Source organism: Pseudomonas sp. E6002 (assembly GCF_013385565.1).
Classification (GTDB): Bacteria; Pseudomonadota; Gammaproteobacteria; order Pseudomonadales; family Pseudomonadaceae; genus Aquipseudomonas.
Genome location: NZ_JACAPT010000044.1, coordinates 50,497 through 67,612, shown reverse-complemented (window position 1 = coordinate 67,612; position 17,116 = coordinate 50,497). Strand labels below are relative to the sequence as shown.

Annotated in this window: 23 protein-coding genes; 10 read left to right on the top strand and 13 right to left on the bottom strand. The window is 58.3% G+C overall.

Going from position 1 to position 17,116, the window contains the following annotated elements; translation table 11 throughout:
* Nucleotides 1-57 precede the first annotated feature (57 nt).
* From HX815_RS28495 to sctU, 9 genes are read left to right on the top strand one after another with little or no spacing between them, the layout of a single operon-like run.
* Nucleotides 58-957 carry an FHA domain-containing protein gene (locus HX815_RS28495; protein WP_008430700.1) on the top strand — a complete coding sequence of 300 codons (900 nt, stop codon included), beginning with the start codon at nucleotides 58-60 and terminating at the stop codon, nucleotides 955-957.
* Nucleotides 954-2,312 (top strand): FliI/YscN family ATPase, encoded by a 1,359-nt coding sequence (locus tag HX815_RS28490; protein WP_177029286.1) that lies wholly within the window; start codon nucleotides 954-956, stop codon nucleotides 2,310-2,312. The genes HX815_RS28495 and HX815_RS28490 overlap by 4 nt, the downstream gene beginning before the upstream one ends.
* A complete protein-coding gene (locus HX815_RS28485; RefSeq protein WP_003208357.1) occupies nucleotides 2,299-2,727 on the top strand; it encodes a YscO family type III secretion system apparatus protein in 429 nt (142 codons plus the stop codon). Before HX815_RS28490 ends, HX815_RS28485 begins: the two co-directional genes overlap by 14 nt.
* Nucleotides 2,724-3,182 carry a type III secretion system HrpP C-terminal domain-containing protein gene (locus HX815_RS31790; RefSeq protein WP_256351186.1) on the top strand — a complete coding sequence of 153 codons (459 nt, stop codon included), beginning with the start codon at nucleotides 2,724-2,726 and terminating at the stop codon, nucleotides 3,180-3,182. Before HX815_RS28485 ends, HX815_RS31790 begins: the two co-directional genes overlap by 4 nt.
* Nucleotides 3,179-4,192, top strand: coding sequence for a FliM/FliN family flagellar motor switch protein (locus HX815_RS28475; protein WP_003208360.1), 1,014 nt, complete (start codon nucleotides 3,179-3,181; stop codon nucleotides 4,190-4,192). The genes HX815_RS31790 and HX815_RS28475 overlap by 4 nt, the downstream gene beginning before the upstream one ends.
* A complete protein-coding gene (gene sctR, locus HX815_RS28470; RefSeq protein ID WP_003208361.1) occupies nucleotides 4,189-4,842 on the top strand; it encodes a type III secretion system export apparatus subunit SctR in 654 nt (217 codons plus the stop codon). The genes HX815_RS28475 and sctR overlap by 4 nt, the downstream gene beginning before the upstream one ends.
* 7 nt (nucleotides 4,843-4,849) lie before the next feature.
* Nucleotides 4,850-5,113, top strand: coding sequence for a type III secretion system export apparatus subunit SctS (sctS, locus tag HX815_RS28465; protein ID WP_003208363.1), 264 nt, complete (start codon nucleotides 4,850-4,852; stop codon nucleotides 5,111-5,113).
* Between the two features lie 10 nt (nucleotides 5,114-5,123).
* A complete protein-coding gene (gene sctT, locus HX815_RS28460) occupies nucleotides 5,124-5,915 on the top strand; it encodes a type III secretion system export apparatus subunit SctT (protein WP_003208364.1) in 792 nt (263 codons plus the stop codon).
* Nucleotides 5,908-7,005: a type III secretion system export apparatus subunit SctU gene (gene sctU, locus HX815_RS28455; protein ID WP_177029285.1), complete on the top strand. Its 1,098-nt coding sequence runs from the start codon at nucleotides 5,908-5,910 to the stop codon at nucleotides 7,003-7,005. Before sctT ends, sctU begins: the two co-directional genes overlap by 8 nt.
* Here sctU and HX815_RS28450 read toward each other — a convergent pair.
* From HX815_RS28450 to sctC, 3 genes are read right to left on the bottom strand one after another with little or no spacing between them, the layout of a single operon-like run.
* Nucleotides 7,002-7,361 (bottom strand): transcriptional regulator, encoded by a 360-nt coding sequence (locus HX815_RS28450; protein ID WP_177029284.1) that lies wholly within the window; start codon nucleotides 7,359-7,361, stop codon nucleotides 7,002-7,004. The genes sctU and HX815_RS28450 overlap by 4 nt on opposite strands.
* A 5-nt stretch (nucleotides 7,362-7,366) precedes the next feature.
* Entirely contained in the window at nucleotides 7,367-7,561 is a 195-nt protein-coding gene (gene hrpT / locus HX815_RS28445; RefSeq protein ID WP_003208370.1) for an HrpT family type III secretion system protein, read from the bottom strand.
* A complete protein-coding gene (gene sctC, locus HX815_RS28440) occupies nucleotides 7,558-9,699 on the bottom strand; it encodes a type III secretion system outer membrane ring subunit SctC (RefSeq protein WP_177029283.1) in 2,142 nt (713 codons plus the stop codon). The genes hrpT and sctC overlap by 4 nt, the downstream gene beginning before the upstream one ends.
* Before the next feature lie 72 nt (nucleotides 9,700-9,771).
* Here sctC and HX815_RS28435 point away from each other — a divergent pair, with 72 nt between their 5' ends.
* Complete coding sequence (locus HX815_RS28435) at nucleotides 9,772-10,098, top strand: hypothetical protein (RefSeq protein WP_173406097.1); 327 nt, start codon at nucleotides 9,772-9,774, stop codon at nucleotides 10,096-10,098.
* Nucleotides 10,099-10,107: 9 nt separating this feature from the next.
* On the opposite strand, the gene HX815_RS28430 is transcribed toward HX815_RS28435, so the two are convergent.
* From HX815_RS28430 to HX815_RS28385, 10 genes are all read right to left on the bottom strand, one after another.
* On the bottom strand, nucleotides 10,108-10,326 hold the full coding sequence (locus HX815_RS28430; RefSeq protein ID WP_003208375.1) for a hypothetical protein: 219 nt from the start codon (nucleotides 10,324-10,326) through the stop codon (nucleotides 10,108-10,110).
* A 107-nt stretch (nucleotides 10,327-10,433) separates the two neighbouring features.
* Complete coding sequence (gene sctL / locus HX815_RS28425) at nucleotides 10,434-11,021, bottom strand: type III secretion system stator protein SctL (protein ID WP_177029282.1); 588 nt, start codon at nucleotides 11,019-11,021, stop codon at nucleotides 10,434-10,436.
* 19 nt (nucleotides 11,022-11,040) lie between these two features.
* Complete coding sequence (locus tag HX815_RS28420; protein WP_218169027.1) at nucleotides 11,041-11,361, bottom strand: type III secretion protein; 321 nt, start codon at nucleotides 11,359-11,361, stop codon at nucleotides 11,041-11,043.
* Between the two features lie 211 nt (nucleotides 11,362-11,572).
* Nucleotides 11,573-12,379 (bottom strand): type III secretion system inner membrane ring lipoprotein SctJ, encoded by an 807-nt coding sequence (gene sctJ / locus HX815_RS28415; protein WP_177029280.1) that lies wholly within the window; start codon nucleotides 12,377-12,379, stop codon nucleotides 11,573-11,575.
* A 7-nt stretch (nucleotides 12,380-12,386) separates the two neighbouring features.
* On the bottom strand, nucleotides 12,387-12,749 hold the full coding sequence (locus HX815_RS28410; RefSeq protein ID WP_023659153.1) for a hypothetical protein: 363 nt from the start codon (nucleotides 12,747-12,749) through the stop codon (nucleotides 12,387-12,389).
* A gap of 131 nt (nucleotides 12,750-12,880) precedes the next feature.
* A complete protein-coding gene (locus HX815_RS28405; protein WP_177009587.1) occupies nucleotides 12,881-13,051 on the bottom strand; it encodes a hypothetical protein in 171 nt (56 codons plus the stop codon).
* Nucleotides 13,052-13,258: 207 nt separating this feature from the next.
* Nucleotides 13,259-14,191: a sigma 54-interacting transcriptional regulator gene (locus HX815_RS28400; RefSeq protein ID WP_177009586.1), complete on the bottom strand. Its 933-nt coding sequence runs from the start codon at nucleotides 14,189-14,191 to the stop codon at nucleotides 13,259-13,261.
* A 402-nt stretch (nucleotides 14,192-14,593) separates the two neighbouring features.
* Entirely contained in the window at nucleotides 14,594-15,694 is a 1,101-nt protein-coding gene (gene ychF, locus HX815_RS28395) for a redox-regulated ATPase YchF (RefSeq protein WP_010177033.1), read from the bottom strand.
* A gap of 23 nt (nucleotides 15,695-15,717) precedes the next feature.
* Complete coding sequence (gene pth / locus HX815_RS28390) at nucleotides 15,718-16,302, bottom strand: aminoacyl-tRNA hydrolase (RefSeq protein ID WP_003208389.1); 585 nt, start codon at nucleotides 16,300-16,302, stop codon at nucleotides 15,718-15,720.
* Nucleotides 16,303-16,467: 165 nt separating this feature from the next.
* Entirely contained in the window at nucleotides 16,468-17,067 is a 600-nt protein-coding gene (locus HX815_RS28385) for a 50S ribosomal protein L25/general stress protein Ctc (protein WP_003208391.1), read from the bottom strand.
* Between the last annotated feature and the right edge of the window lie 49 nt (nucleotides 17,068-17,116).

Below are 17,116 nucleotides of genomic sequence, written 5' to 3'. Positions count from 1 at the left end.
TGAAACGGACGGTGCTGCGTGGGGCCGGTTGGTCCGTGCGGCCATGAGGGCCTGACAATGTTTGAGCTACGAGTACTCGATGGTATGCACCAGGGGGCGGCGCTGCCGTTGTTCGGCGAGCAGTGGAGCATTGGTGCGCACCCTGACGCTGACCTGGCGCTATACGACCCGGGCATTGCCGAGCGTCATGTGCGATTGCAGTGTGTTGACCAGCGCTGGTCGGTGCAGGCCGAGGGAGGGGTGATGCAGGATGCCGCCGGCCTGATCCTGGCGCAGATTGCCGACCTGGCACTCAACACGACATTTTCGATTGGCAACGTTCGGCTCTGCGTCACCCGCGCCGACCAGCCCTGGCCTCAGCCGACGGTGACTGCCGAACAGGCGCCCACGCCTGCGGCAGAGCCCCTCGTGCCGCTGAAGCTTTCTTCAATTTCGAGCACGCAGCAGAAACGCTTGATCAGCCTGGTCGTCGTCGTTGCGGTCATCATCACCGCGCTGGGCATGACCACTAGCGGTGACCGCGAAGCCCAGGCGTCGTTGATGTCACCGGTGATCCGCAAGAACGAGCTGGCCTCACCTTTCGAGGTGCGCCAGCAGTTGCTCAGGATGCTCAGCGAGCGCGAATTGATCAACCGTATAAGCATCCAGTTGGTCAATGACCAGGTGCTGCTCGACGGCGATGTACTCCAGGAAGACATGGAGTTGGTATCGCGCATGCTCAGCCGTTTTGGCGAACAGTTCGATACCGCGGTGCCGGTGATGAGCCGGGTCAGGACTCGCGACGGAACGTTCCCTTTCAAGATTTTGCAGATTGTCGGCGGCCCCAACGGTCACGTGGTTCTGGAACAGGGGAACCGACTGTTTGTGGGGGATGAAGTGGACGGCTTGCGACTGGTGCTGATCGATAACACCAAAGTGGTGTTCGACGGTAAGCAACGCTTCGAGGTGCGCTGGTGAGCCGTGACCTGCAAGCCCGTCTTGAGGCCTGGGAGCAACGCCAGTCGAGTGCGCTGGCCAGCTTCGCGCCGGTGTCGGTGCGCGGTCGTATCCAGCGGGTGAACGGCATGTTGTTGCAATGCCGGCTGCCCCAGGCGCGCATCGGTGATTTGTGCCAGGTCGAAAAGTCCATCGGTGAATACATGCTGGCGGAGATCATCGGTTTCGACCAGCAGGATGCAGTGCTGAGTGCGTTGGGCAATCTTGAAGGCGTGCGCGTGGGTGCCAGTGTGCAACGCCTGGGGGTGCCGCACCGGGTACGGGTCGGCGACGATTTGCTCGGCCAGGTGCTCGATGGGTTTGGCCGGCCGATTGCGGGCGATGGCCCCAGCGCCTTTGTGGAGGCCGACATCGCAGAGGCGAGCACGGTGTTGTGCGAGGCGCCGTTGCCTACCGAACGCCCGAGGATCAGCCGGGCGTTGTCCACCGGCGTACGCTCGATTGATGGATTGATCACGCTGGGAGAAGGCCAGCGCGTCGGCCTGTTCGCCGGTGCGGGGTGCGGCAAGACCACCTTGTTGGCCGAGATCGCCCGAAACGTCGAGTGCGATGTGATCGTGTTCGGGTTGATTGGTGAGCGCGGACGCGAGCTGCGGGAATTTCTCGACCATGAGCTGGATGATCAACTGCGCGCCAAGGCGGTGCTGGTGTGTGCCACCTCCGACCGCTCAAGCATGGAGCGCGCCCGCGCGGCGTTCACTGCGACAGCGCTGGCCGAAGGGTTCCGGCGCAAGGGCCAGCGGGTACTGCTGCTGATTGACTCCCTGACCCGATTTGCCCGGGCCCAGCGTGAAATCGGCCTGGCCGCGGGCGAGCCCCTGGGCCGCGGCGGCTTGCCACCGTCGGTATACAGCCTGATGCCGCGCCTGGTGGAGCGGGCCGGGCTGACCCGTGACGGAGTGATTACCGCCATCTACACCGTGCTGATCGAGCAGGACTCGATGAACGATCCGGTAGCGGATGAAGTGCGCTCCCTGCTCGACGGCCACATCGTGTTGTCACGCAAGCTGGCCGAGCGTGGCCACTACCCGGCGGTGGATGTGCTGGGCAGCCTTTCGCGGATCTTGAGCAACGTCGCCACGCCCGAGCATATAAGAGCGGGCACCGCCTTGCGCCGCTTGTTGTCGGCGTACCAGCAGATCGAACTGATGCTCAAGTTGGGCGAGTACCAACCCAGCAGTGATGCCCTGACCGACCTGGCGGTGGACAGCCGCCAGGCCGTCGATGGCTTTCTGCGCCAGGACCTGCGTGAGCCGGCCGCGATGGCGATGACGCTGGACCAATTGATGGAGTTGACCACCGATGTCCCTTTCTGAAATCGATACCTTGCGGCGTTTGCGCAAGCACCGGGCTGACCGGGCGGAGCGCGCGCTGCGTGCCGCCAAAAGGCAACAGCAAGCGCTGCTGTTGCAGATCCGGCAGGCGGCGGATGCCCTTGAACAGACCCGGCTAGACGAAGCCCGGAAAACCGCTGAGTTGCTGAGCAAGCATCAAGGGCAAGTGATCTCGTTCCAGGACATCAAGTCCTGGAATGCCCAGGAGCGCACGTTGTCCGCCGACACCCGCCGCGAAGAAGGGCAGTTACATGAGCTGCACGGCCAGCGCGATGAGCAGTTGATCCACATCGACAGCGCGCAGAAGCAGGTTACCCAGTGCTTGCGCGAGGTTGAAAAACTCCAGGAACTGTCCCTTTTGTTGGGGCAGGAAGAAGCCGTGCAGGAAGAAACATGACGCAAGTTCCAGTGAACAGTCCTGAGCGCCCGCGTCCGGACGAGCCTCGGGATGAACGTGAACCCGGCCCGGGGGCGATAGTGCCATGGGAGCACGGACGGTTATTTGCCCAGCTGTTTGGCAACGATGATGAAGGGGGCGGTTTCGGTTCCGCCCTACCGGGAACCCCTGCATCAAGTCATGCCGCGATGATCGCGGCCATGACCGAGCAGTTGGTACCGCGGATTCACGTCGCTGTTCAGTGGCCTTTGCACGCTGTGCTTTACCTGCCGAGCCTGGGGCGGATCAACGCCAGCGTGCGCCGCGAGCAAGGTACCTGGAACGTTGAGCTGGAGGCGCAGGAAGAGCGCACCGCGCGCTGGCTGCCTGGGGTGCGCCAGCACCTTGAGGACGGGCTGGCCGGCGCGTTGGCGCAGCCTGTCACCGTACACCTGGCACCTGTGGACCCGGCATGATCATGCCGTTTTTAACCTTGCCGGTGGTCAGCGGCGCCAATGTCGCGGCGCGGCGCAGGCTGGGGCGCGGCTTGCGCATGGCGTTTCAGGTCGCGGGGCAGAACGGGGAACTGTTGATGGAACCGGGCCGTGCCCCCGCAGGCGTCAAGCCGCTGTTTTTCGAGAGCGCCTGCGGGGTGCTGGCTTTCGCCGAACCAGGGCCGCTGTTCAGCCTGCTGGGGGAGTGCCCGGTGACGCTGGCAGAGGCCGACAACGATCCAGACTCGTGGTTCTGGGAACTGTTCCAGCACCACCTGAGCCCGCAGGTGCGGGGGCTGTTTGGCTTCCTGCGGTTGCTGCCGGCGCCCAGGAAATTGAACTTCGGTTGTCGCTTCACGGTGACGCTGGGGAAGTCCAGGGTCGTGGGTTACCTGTGGCTGACTCCTGAGCGCTTGCTGGCACTGTGCGAGGCCGGTCCGTGGCAGTCGATAGCGGGGCCATTGCCGGCGTCGTTCCAGTTGGCAGTGTCGATGACCCTGGGCCGCTTGAAGCTATCCATCACGCAATTGAGCGGTGTCCGTGCCGGTGACGTGGTGATGCTTGAGCAACCCTTTTTCGATGTGCAGGGCAATGGTCACCTGTATGTCGGCAAGCACCGGCTGCAAGGGTGCATTGATGATGAATCCGGGCCGTTGTGCCTGACGCTTGTTTCGATCGAGGAAACGTCCGTGGACGAGGATTTTGCAACATCGCAGTACCCGGGGGATGAGCTGGATGAACCGGTAGTGGATGTCTTTGGCCACGAGCCTTTCGATGAGTTGAACATGGCCCTGACGGTACGTTGTGGCACCCTGAACCTGACCCTGGGCGAACTGCGCAATCTCGCCCCCGGTGCGGTGTTGGGCATTGCCGGGTACGCGCCGGGCATGGCCGGGCTTTATTACGGCGACAGGCCGATAGGGCAAGGGCAGTTGGTGGAAGTAGATGGGCGCCTTGGTTTGCAGTTGTCCCGCGTGATTTTTTCGCGATGACATTTCAGGGGGTCGACCCTCTTGTCCTGGCGCTGTTTTTAGGTTCGTTGTCGCTGATGCCAATGCTGCTGATCATCTGCACATCGTTCTTGAAGATCGTGATTGTGCTGATGATCACCCGTAACGCCATCGGCGTGCAGCAGGTACCGCCGAGCATGGCCATCAACGGAATAGCGCTGGCTGCGACACTGTTCATCATGGCGCCCGTGGGGTACCAGATTGCCGAGAACGTCAAGGCCTCGCCCGTGGACACGAGTAGCGTGCAAAGCCTTCTGGAAACCGGGCAGGCGGCCATACAGCCGTTGCGTGCGTTCATGCTGCGCAACACCGATGCCGATGTGTTGACTCACCTGCTGGAAAACAGTGCGCGCATGTGGCCGCCTGAAATGGCGCAGAGCACCCAGCGCGAAGACTTGATCCTGCTGGTCCCGGCCTTCGTGCTGTCGCAACTGCAGGCGGGGTTCGAGATCGGCTTTCTGATCTACATCCCGTTCATCGTCATCGATTTGATTGTGTCCAACCTGCTGTTGGCCCTCGGTATGCAGATGGTCTCGCCCATGACCATTTCGCTGCCGCTCAAACTGCTGTTGTTCGTCATGGTTTCCGGTTGGTCGCGGCTGCTCGACAGCCTGTTCCTTTCTTACCTCTGAGTGCCCTATGGAACCGATCGTGCTGTTCAAGCAGGGCATGTTGCTGGTGGTGGTGCTGTCGGCGCCGCCGCTGATCGTGGCGGTGGTCGTCGGTGTGTTGACGTCGCTGGTGCAGGCCCTGATGCAGATACAGGACCAGACGCTGCCCTTTGGCATCAAGCTGGTTGCGGTGGGTATCACGCTGATTTTGACCGGTCGCTGGATTGGCGTGGAGCTGATCCAACTGATCAACCTGATGTTCGACATGATTGCCCGCTCGGCATTGAACTGAGGGCCTGCGTGTGCTGCTTTATCTTGAATTCCTGCCCAGCCTGCTCGTGGCCATGGCGCGCATTTATCCCTGTGCATTTCTGGTGCCTGCGTTTTGTTTCCAACATATACGCGGTATGCCCCGCCACATCATCGTGATGGTCATGGCGTTGATTCCGGCGCCCGGCATTCATGCCGTCCTGGCTGCCAAGGATTACTCCGCGCTGATGATCAGCGGGTTGGTACTCAAGGAAGCTGCCCTGGGGTTTTTGCTGGGGATTCTGTTGGCCATGCCGTTCTGGATGTTCGAGTCAGTAGGCGCACTGCTGGATAACCAGCGGGGGGCTTTGGCGGGTGGCCAACTCAACCCCTCGCTGGGGCCGGATGCGACGCCGATCGGGCACCTGTTCAAACAGTTGGTGATTTATTTGCTGATTGCCGTCCTGGGCTTGAGCGTGCTGACCCAAGTGATCTGGGACAGCTACCTGATCTGGCCGCCAACCGCCTGGTTGCCGCTGCCGGCGGTCAATGGGTTCAGTGTATTCATCGGGCTGCTGGGCGATACTTTTACCCACATGATGCTGTATGCCGCACCGTTTATTGCCGTGCTGCTGTTCCTGGAGTTCGGCTTCGCCTTGTTGGGCCTGTACAGCCCGCAATTGCAAGTCTCTACCCTGGCAACGCCGGTCAAGAGCCTGGCGGGGCTGGTTATCCTGCTGCTGTACTTCCCGCTGTTGCAGGACTTGATCGTCGGGCGGATGGCGCAGTTGGGAGACCTCAAGCATTCCCTCGGCCTGATGTTCAGGGGCTCGGGACATGAGTGATTCGGGTGAGAAAAAACACGCGGCCACGCCCAAGAAACTCAAGGATCAGCGCCAGAAAGGCCAGGTCGCCCAAAGCCAGGACGTCGGTAAGCTACTGGTGTTGACCGCCCTCAGCGAAATCGCGTTGTTCACCGCCGAAACCAGCATGCAGCGCTTCCAGCAGTTGCTGGTGATGCCCATGTCACGTTTCGGGCAGCCCTTTGTGCGGGCGCTGGAGGAAGTGCTGACGGAAGGCTTGATCGTGTTTTTTTCCTTCGCCTTGCTGATGGCCGGATTGGCGATCGCGGTGAAGTTGATCAGCGGCTGGATTCAGTTCGGTTTCCTGTTTGCGCCGGAAAGCCTGAAGCTGAATTTCAGCCGTCTCAACCCACTCAGCCAGGTCAAGCAGATGTTCTCTGCCAAGTCAGTGACGAACCTGTTGATGGGGTTGGCCAAGGCGCTACTGCTTGCGCTGATTTTGTACGTGGTGATCAGTCCGTCACTAGGGGCCTTGATCAATCTGGCCACCAGCGACCTGCAGAGTTACATCCTCGCGCTGATCATCCTGTTTCGCCATCTGCTGCACGCTTGCCTGGGATTGCTGCTGGTCCTGGCATTGATCGACATGGCGCTGCAGAAGCACTTCTTTGCCAAGAGCATGCGCATGACTCAGGTCGAGGTGGTCAAGGAATACAAGGACATGGAGGGCGACCCTCACGTCAAGGGGCAGCGTCGCGCCCTGGCCCAACAGCTGGCCCAGGAGGAGCCGAAGGTCAAGTTGCCCAAGCTGGAGGAGGCCGACATGTTGGTGGTCAACCCGACGCACTTTGCTGTCGCGCTGTACTACCGGCCGGGCAAAACGCCGCTGCCGCTGCTGGTGGATAAAGGCACGGATGCCGAGGCCCGGAAACTGATAGACCAGGCCAAGGCGGCCGACGTGCCGGTGATCCAGTGTGTATGGCTCGCGCGCACGCTGTACGAGAAGAAGCTTGGGGCGAACATTCCCCGGGAGACGTTGCAGGCGGTAGCGTTCCTCTACCGCACCCTGCGTGAGCTCAATGACGAGGCCAAGCGTGAAACGCTGGAGTTTCCGGAGCTTAAGCAACGTTAACGGTAGCGGTGCACGTCCAGCATATCGAGGCAGCCCAGCGAAAGCAGCTTGCCGATGATCTCATCTGCCTCCTCTGCACCTGCCGGCAGCGCGTGCCAGATCACCAGTGCATCCTTGGCATCGAGACAGGCAAAGCAGCCGTCAAACGCCACCGCCTGTTCAAAAAGCCGCTCCAGTACCCGTTCCAACTGTCCGGCTTCCAGCGCTCCACGGTCGACCAGCAACGCAAGCCCGGGTTTACCACCGGCCTTTAACCGGCACATGCTTATGCCCGGGCCGAGGGACAGGTGGGCGTCCTTGCCGCCCACCAGGTTATCCAGGAATACCTGGCGAGACGACGTATCGTTCGGCCCCATGGAACTTACCGTTCCAGTGAGATCGTTTGATAGTCGGAACGCTCGCCGGCAGGGCCCGATTCGACGCGCATCTGCGGCGGCCACCAGACCACCAGCTTATCGGCGCCCGATTGCGGGCGTGAACAGGAGTCGCCCTTGCACGTCGGCGTACAACCAACGATAAGCAGGGCCAGGCCGAGGAGGGTGAGTAGGCGTTTCATGGCGCGTTCTTCCGGGTGGGGGTGATCAGGGAGGGGCGGGACACACCGATGTGTTCATCTTTGACCACGGGCCGCATGGCGATAAATACCTCCGCTTCTTCTCCCGGCTTGAGCCAGGCACGTGGCCAGACGCTGACGGCCAGGGTCTGGGAGTTGCTGCATTCTCTTTCATCGATGCGCACGTTACGGTTGAACTGATTGCGTACCACCACCACGGCCACATTGAACTGCGGGCCTGCATACCATTGGCTGCGTTCGGTGTTCAGGGCCAATAGCTCGCGGGTGCTGCACAAGGTGTCCAGGCCCAGTGGCATGGGCGCGGCCTTGAAGGCCGTGGGTACTTGCCCGCTGACGAGGTGAGCCAGGGTGCTGGTGATGTCGCTGCGCTTGATCACCGGTTGATGCTCGGCATACCGCCGGGCCAATGGCTTGAGTGCGGCCTGCAGTTCGGCTTGATCCTCCTGGGGCAAGTAGCGTGAAGGATCAGCCTGATCGCCGATCACGCGCGGCGTCAGGATAAACAGGCGTTCGCGCCGGTTGTTCTGGCGCTCGGAGGAAGAAAACAGGGCCTTGCCCAGCAGCGGAATGTCTCCCAGAAGAGGGATCTTGCTTTGTTTGTCGGTGCGTTCAGTGACATGGAAGCCACCGACCACCAGCGAACGTTTTTCCGCCATGACCGCCTGGGTGCTGACTTTGCCGCGGCGTACATCGGGGCTGGTGCGCGCGGGGTTGGACTCGTCGAAGTTACCGTCCTCGATATCCACCACCAGGTGGATCTGGTGATTGCCGCGGGTAGTGATCACCCTCGGTACCACCTGGAAGCTGGTGCCGACCGTGATGGGCAGGATGGTTGCAGTCTCGGTGCCGGCGGTGAGGTATTGGGTGCGGTTGAAATCGATCACCGCCGGCTGGTTTTCCAAAGTAAGCACCGACGGGTTGGACACCATGGTCGCCAGGCCACGTTGCTCCAATGCGCGAATATCGGCGTTGAAACGATCACGGTGCTCGATCGACAGCTGTGATGAAGACCCGGGCGCCATGTTCACGCCACCCCGGAAACGGCTGTTTTGAAAACCCCATCTAATCCCGAATTCCCGCAGTTGAGTGCGCTCGATATCAAGGATGATCGCATCGATTTCCACCAGCTTGCGGGCTACGTCGAGCTGGCTGATCAGCTCACGGTACATCGCCTGGCGCTCCGGCAGGTCGTAGATCAGGATGGCGTTGTTGCGCACATCGGCTTCGACTCGGATTTTGCTGGTGGAGACCGGTGCCCGAGGGGTGAGTGACATGCCGGTGTCTGCCGGCCCCGGGTTCATCGTCTGACCGAGCATTTGCCCCAGCATCGGGTTACTCAGGCGCGGAAATACCGGGGTTATGGGTGAGGGTTGGGCGGCAGAGGGAGGGCGTGGGCTCATGCCTGAAAGCGTCGAGGCCGTGCGAGGTTCCAGCAGCCCCCGCAGCATGCTGGCAACGCCTGGGATGGTCAGTTTCTCGCCGCGATAATCAATCTGGCGGTCCGCCGCATTGGCGAACTTCAGCGGGTAGCTGAGGACGCTCTGCTTTTCATCCGGGGACTTGCGCTGGCTGCTGAACTGCTTGATCTGTTCGATATAGCGCTTGGGCCCGGAGACCAGTACGACGCCGTCCTCAGGCAATTCGCCCCAGCCGAAGCGGCTATCGAGCAAGCCTATATCGGTGAGGGCCTGCTTGAGGTCGGCGATGGTCTCGGAGGAGACCTCCAAGCGTGCAGATTCCTGTTGGTCCAGGGTGCTGACGTACAGCGTGTTGTTGTACAGGTACCACTGGAAGCGGTGCTCTACGCCGAGCCTGTCGAGAAGCGATTGTGGGGTATTGGCGCGTATTTTGCCGTTGACGTTGCCTTCGAGGAGGCCGTCGATTTGCAGTTGGGTGCCGAAGGTCTGGGCGAAGTCTTCCAGCACATCCCGCAGGGGCTTGTGTTCGGCCTCATAGGCATAGGCGGTGTTTTTCCATTCGCTGGGGACGGCGGCCAGGGTGCTTTCCAGGGGCGCCAACAACCAGGGCATGAGGATCAGGTAGCGCCAACGGGCAGGCTTTACGGCGGCGGCAGGCGAATTGACGCGCAAGCGGATGTGCTTGTCGATCTTGTTAGGCATTGAGAATTCTCTGTTTTAGTGACGCAGCGACCGAAGCGAAGTAGGCCTAAGTTTCCGGGCTGGGCTGGCAAGGTGCGCAACAATGCCCCGCCAGGTATCACGCTGGTTCAGCAGGGTTTCGAGTTTGCCAAGCAGGTGGGGCAGGGCACAGTCGCCAGGGAGTTTTTGAAGCAGCCAAAGATGACCAGTCATTGCTTCCTGCGCCAAGGCACCCTGGAAATGCCTCAGACTTTCCAGTCCGAGGCGCATCCACGCCTCCAAGGCTCTTTTGTCGACCCGATGGTGGGTCAGTTGAACACTGATCAAAAAAGCTTGTTGGTCGCGCCGCACCTTGATTTCGTCATTATCTTCAAACAACGTGATCAGCGGTTCGCTGCTACTCAACCAACGACCGAGTAACGCTTCCACTCACTGTATGCCTTCGATAACGGTCTTGGCTGTTTCGCTCATGTAATTGGTGTAGGTGGAACTGGCTGATAACGTGGCCGCGAGGAAGACTTTTTCGTCATTCATTGCCGCCAGGGCTTCGTCGTTGTTCAATCCATCGCGTTCTATCTTTTCAAAGCGCTTTTGCGAATTTTCCAGTTGCCTGTAGAGATTCGCTTGCAGGCGATAATCAAAGCTCATTGGTTTTGCTCCAGAGGATGTTACGTTCTGTGTGGCTCGACGCGTGATTCCAGTTCCACGGGTATTTCGTTAAACGTCAGCGCTCGTTGAACCGCAGCCCCTGCGTGTTATTGGGTTGAACCCGACGTGCCGGAATTCCATAGGGTTTCCACCATCGAATCCCAGTCGATCCGAAATCCACCTTCGGGCGTTTCCAGAATGAGCATTTGAGGTGCGATGTTCTCCTCGGTGCGCAGTGTCCAGGGAAGGTCTGTGTGCCTGCTCAGCCACTGGTCTACGTTTTTACGGTCCAATGGATTGCAGAGCAAAGTGGCTTCGATTCGCGGGACCTGGGTGGCCAGTAATTGCTTTAGCAGGACGCTCAGGCGTTGGGGGGAGACTGTTTCCTCCAGCAGGTTACGAATGGCCAGGCTGGTGATGGAGGCGGCAATGGGTTCAATGTTGTCGTAGATAGCCTGGCGTTCAATCTCCCAGCGTTGCAACTGAGTGTTGGCGCGTTCCCAGAACTCACGGCAAGCATTTGCGTAAAGTATTTCGCGCTGCTCTTCGGCCTGGCGTAGTAGTTCGCGCGCTTCGGCTTTGGCGCGAACAAGTAATGTGCCCGCCTGAGCACAGTCGATAAGCATCTCTCGGGCAATCAGGGTTTGTGGCAGGTCCTGGCCTTTATTCAGCTCAATTTTACGTCGGCATAACATGCAGGTTGGTTGCTCCTGATCAGGGCCACGCGTGATCATTCGTGATGGCGGTAGCTCGCCAGATGACGGCTCGCCACAGAGTATCCAGCCGACCATGACGGTCGGGCAGGTTGGAATATTTCTCCAGGTCGACTACCCGTTGATTCGCAAAGCCAAGTCGTAGGCGTTGCCATACCGCAGGCTCAACCCAGGCGCGCAGGTACTGCAGAGGATCGTCTGTGTTCAGTACCCGTGAGTCCGCAGGGAGCGCTTTGGCAAGGCGCTGACACCAGAGGTATTCATCCTCCTCCAGCAAGTGGTCGCGTACAGGCTGGCAGACACTGCCGATCAGCGTCAGCATGCGATCGCGTTGTGGTGGGGAGGCTTGCACCAGGTGCAGCAAGGCAGGGGAGGGTGAGGGTGGCAGGCAGGGGGTGATGGCCAGTGCGGTGCTCACTCGTTCATGCCGGCTGCGACATAGATCGGTCGAGGCGATATATGGTCTGAGGACCTCCCAGTCACACGCTGGCGTTTCCCATGGGCGGGCCCACCATCGAACCCACGCCAGCTGATTACTCATGAACAGACGGGTTTAGTGATGCATGAGCCGGTACGACAGATGAGTCGTGTTGTTGATTCACCCCCCGTTTGCGCCAGATAAACGCGCCAGCCCCCGCAAGCGTCAATATGATGAGCAATACGATAAGACTCATGCGCCAGAAACCGAGATCGTTATCCTGAACCAGGAACGGACCAAAATAGGTCAGACGTTGCTGCTCCAGATACGCCGCGGCGGGGACAAACACTACGGTTAATTTTTGAGTGTTTTCTACAGCGGCTGCCATGCCGGGGATACTGCTGGCCACCATCCTGCGTACTCGGGGGCGGATATTATCAGGCTCAAGTCGTGGATCATGTTTGATGAACACCGAGGCTGATGCCGGTTGTACGGGTTCACCCGGGGCAATCCGTTCGGGGAGCACGACATGGACTCGAGCGACGATGACCCCGTCGATGTTCGACAAGGTTGCCTCCAGCTCCTGAGACAATGCATAGATATAGCGGGCACGTTCTTCCAGCGGTGTTGAGATAACGCCTTCTTTACGGAAGATATCGCCCAGGGTCGACCGGGCCAGTTTGGGCAGGCCAGCGGCCTCGAGCGTCCGGACCGCCCTGCTGATGTCCGACGCGTTGACGCGCACAACAACGCCGTCTTTGGCTGGCACTTTTTGGGCCCGGATTTGTTTATCCGCGAGTTCTGCAACAACCTCATTAGCCTCCTGTTCGGAAAGTCGGCTATGGAGTTCTACTTTTTCACCGCAACCGGCCAGCAGCAATGCCAATGATAAAACTAATGGGGTGGTGATCCAGCGGAGCATGACTTACCTACTGAAGGTTGGTTATTTTCTCGCAACATTGCACGGTTTTGCTGATGACCTTGACTGACATGGACAGCTCCCGATGGGCGTCTGAAAGTGACTTGGCAATTTGATGCATTTCCGTTGATTTTTTATTAAGGCTCAGGTCACGCAAACCTTTGGTCGCACGTTTTGATAGCCTCGTTAAATGAGAAGACTGTTCGGATAGTGCGTTCGTACCGACCATTGAATTTTGGCTACCCGGGGAAGACGCGCGATCAACCAGGCTGGCTTGGAAAAAATTCATGTCGGAAGCAGAGGTATCAATACCTCGTGATTCAACCGTTCGTGAAACCGGGCGTTCTGTGAAGTCGTCAGCGAGCACGCGCATGTAAACCTCCGGCAAGACGCTAGGAACGTTCTTGTTGGTTTGGGAGTAATGTTGGTTTTTTTCGACGGTTCAGCATGAGCCATGCTAGCAAACGGGTTGCTTCCTCTATGTTTAATAGAGGAAGCAAAGGTTTAAAACCTTAGTTTGCCTATGTTTTCGAGTTCTTTTGTCAGTATTTCGTTTTTAACCTCCTGTATTTTTAGTCGACGCATTTCAGCTTTTTTTGCCGCTTCGATATCGGCATTGTCTCCGCCACCAAGACTGCCGGCAGTAACCCGCTTGTTAACATCGATTTCACTCATAACATCACCTCTGAGTTGCTTGATTTAAATTTTTTGTTTGTTTGTGCGTTGATGCTTAACCACGAACGTAGACCCATCATTGCCCGTCAGGCATATGAACCAAGCACATGGCTGGCCCGATCGGCGAAGTTGCTGATCATGTAGATGGCCTTTCCTTGAGTGGTTAAATGAAGATTTCAGTTCCAGAAAAAACTGCTGGTCCTGGGTTTAACCTGTTCCGCCGAGTGATATATCCAGTTGTTTCATCCTGTAGTACAGCGTGCGCTTGGCAACCCCCAGTTCCCCGGCTACTACATCCACGTTGCCGCCGTGACGGCGCAGCGACTCTTCAATCAGCGATTTCTCGATTTGCTGTAGCCGCGCCTTGAGGTTCATCTCTATGTCCTGATGGTCCCTCATCGACTCTGAAAGCGGCGGAAGATCCAACACAAAGCGCTTGGCTGTCGAGCGCAGTTCGCGGACGTTGCCCGGCCAGGAATGGCATAGCAATTGTTGCAGCAGCGAGCTGGATGCCAGGGGTATCGGGTATTTAAAGTACTCGGCTTCCTGGCGCACGATGTTCAGGAACAAGGGGATAATCTGCTCGCGACGTTCGCGCAGGGGAGGGAGGCTGATGCTGATTACGTTCAGGCGAAAATACAGGTCGCGCCTGAACAATCCTTGCTCGACCATTTCGTGCAGCGAATGCTGGGCGGACGCGATAACGCGCATGTCCACCGGGATAAAGCGGGTAGAACCCAATCGCTCAACGCCCCGGGACTCCAGTACCCGCAGCAGTTTGGCTTGCAGGGTGAGGGGCATGCTGTCTATTTCGTCGAGGTACAAGGTACCCAAGTGTGCGGCTTCGACAAAGCCTGCCCGTGATTGCATCGCACCGGTGTAGGCGCCGCTGTTGACCCCGAACAGTTGGCTTTCCGCCAGGCTTTCGGGAATTGCAGCACAGTTGACGGCGACGAAGTTGCCGCGCCGGCCCGATAAGCGATGGATGCGTTGGGCCAGGGTATCTTTACCGGTGCCGGTTTCCCCCAGCAAAAGTATGTCGATGTTTAAAGCCGCAGTATTGTTGATAGTGGCTTCAATGGTTGGGCATTCAGTAAATGGATCATCCGTTTCAAACGTGCTTTGATAGGAGGCCGACATATCGCTGTTGCTCCTATTGTGTCTCATTGTTTTACTGAGGGGCTTCCCTGCTGATATGGATAAGTAGAACGGAATTTAGCTGATTTGTCATTCTGTCGGAGAGTGCGAAATAGACGTTTGTGATGTGTGAAAAACCAAAAAATCTTAAGTTAAATATTATCAAGTGGGCGCTCGCTCGTGATTGCCTGATAATGGGTCGGAATAATCTTAAACTCGGGGGTGTCAGGGAGGATTAGCGTATTTTTACGTATTGAGGGCTGTGGTTGTTTTATATGTTTGCCGTATTAAGATGTCAGGGGATATTTCAAAGTCGATCTTTGTAGAAAGTTGCAAACATCGCCCACAAAAAAGCCGATGCAGTGCATCGGCTTTTTGTTTTGCGGCATAGGCCGCAGGTAAAGCTTATACGTTGAAGCGGAAGTGCATCACGTCGCCATCCTTGACGATGTATTCCTTGCCTTCCAGGCGCCATTTACCGGCTTCCTTGGCACCGGCTTCACCCTTGAACTGGATGAAGTCGTTGTAGGCGATGACTTCGGCGCGGATAAAGCCTTTTTCGAAGTCGGTGTGGATCACGCCAGCCGCTTGCGGGGCAGTGGCACCGACCTTGACGGTCCAGGCGCGTACTTCTTCAACACCGGCGGTGAAGTAGGTCTGCAGGTGCAGCATTTCGTAGCCGGCACGGATCACGCGGTTCAGGCCAGGCTCTTCCAGGCCCAGGGCCTCGAGGAACATGTCTTTTTCTTCGCCGTCTTCCAGCTCGGCGATTTCCGCTTCGATCTTGTTGCACACTGGAACAACCATCGCGCCTTCTTCTTCGGCAATGGCCATGACCACGTCGAGCAGCGGGTTGTTCTCGAAACCGTCTTCAGCCACGTTGGCGATGTACATCACCGGCTTGGTAGTCAGCAGGTGGAAGCCCTTGATCACCGCCTTTTCGTCGGTGCTCATGTTCTTCATCAGGCTGCGTGCCGGCTTGCCCAGAGTGAAGTGGGCAATCAGTTGCTCCAGCAAGGCTTTCTGGACCACTGCGTCCTTGTCGCCGCCCTTGGCGTTACGCGTGACCTTTTGCAGTTGCTTCTCGCAGCTGTCGAGGTCGGCGAAGATCAGTTCCAGGTCGATGATCTCGATGTCGCGTTTCGGGTCGACGCTGTTGGAGACGTGAATCACGTTCTCGTCTTCGAAGCAGCGGACCACGTGGGCGATGGCATCGGTCTCGCGGATGTTGGCGAGGAACTTGTTGCCCAGGCCTTCACCTTTCGACGCGCCGGCTACCAGGCCCGCGATGTCGACGAACTCCATGGTGGTCGGCAGGATGCGCTTTGGATTCACGATGGCCGCCAGGGCGTCCAGGCGTGTATCGGGCATCGGCACGATACCGGTGTTCGGTTCGATGGTGCAGAAGGGGAAGTTCTCCGCCGCAATACCGGATTTGGTCAGGGCGTTGAACAGGGTGGACTTGCCGACGTTAGGTAGGCCGACGATGCCGCAATTGAATCCCATGGTGTTTCCCCTCGGGTAAAGAGTCAGGCCTTCTGGCTGTGCAGGTTTTTCATCGCACGGTTCCATTCACCGGCGAAGATATCCGGCAGCACGCCGAGGGCAAAATCGATGCTGGCATCGAGTTTTTCCTGTTCGGCGCGTGGCGCACGACCCAGGACGAAATTTGAAACCATACTGGCAACGCCCGGGTGGCCAATGCCAAGCCGCAAGCGGTAGAACGTATTCTGATTGCCCAACTGCGCGATAATGTCGCGCAGGCCATTATGCCCGCCATGGCCGCCGCCTTGCTTGAGCTTGGCAACGCCGGGTGGCAGGTCTAGTTCGTCATGGGCCACCAGGATTTCTTCGGGTTTGATCCGGAAGAAGCCCGCAAGCGCCGCGACAGCCTGGCCGCTGCGGTTCATGTAGGTGGTGGGAATCAACAGACGAACATCCTGACCCTGATGCGAAAAGCGTCCGGTCAGGCCAAAATATTTGCGATCGGCCACAAGATTGACGCCTTGGGCGTGGGCGATACGCTCAACAAAAAGGGCCCCCGCGTTATGCCGGGTCTGTTCGTATTCGGCGCCTGGATTTCCCAGGCCAACGATCAGTTTAATGGCAGTCACGACAGGGGCCCTTCCTTTGGAGTTGTGGATAACATCGCCGTTGGTGCGGCGAAAGTGGACGACAAAAACTCATTAACCGTTAGAGGCCAACTTCGCATTCTCGCCCGCTTTCTCGCTACGTTCCGGTCCGCGATGTTTCCTCAAGCTCCGGCATTACAGAGTGAATTACTCTGCAGCGCCTTCTTCAGCTTCTGGTGCAACGCGTGGAGCGTGTACGTTTGCAACAGCTTTGTCGTCACCGTGAGCCAGTGCAACGAACTCAACGCCTTTAGGAGCCTTGAGGTCGGACAGGTGAACGATTGCGCCGATTTCCAGAGCCGACAGGTCGACTTCGATGAACTCAGGCAGGTCTTTCGGCAGGCAGGTCACTTCGATCTCGGCGATAACGTGCGAAACTTCGCCGCCTTTCTTGACCGGAGCTTCTTCACCAACGAAGTGCACAGGCACGATAGCGGTCAGTTTCTGACCAGCTACTACGCGTACGAAGTCAGCGTGCAGCACGTGGCCTTTAGCTGGGTGACGTTGCAGTGCCTTGATGATGACGTTCTGCTTGGTGCCGCCAACGTTCAGCTCGATGATGTGGCTGTAAGCCGCGTCGTTTTCGAGCAGTTTGGCGATTTCTTTAGCCAGCATGCTGATGGATTCAGGGGCTTTTTCGCCACCGTAAACTACAGCTGGAACCAGGCTTGCGAGACGACGCAGGCGGCGGCTCGCACCTTTCCCCAGGTCGGAACGCAGTTCAGCATTCAAAGTAAAATCGTTCATGTTGTATCTCCAAAATAACCACATTCGCCCTAGCGTTTGCGACCAGCGC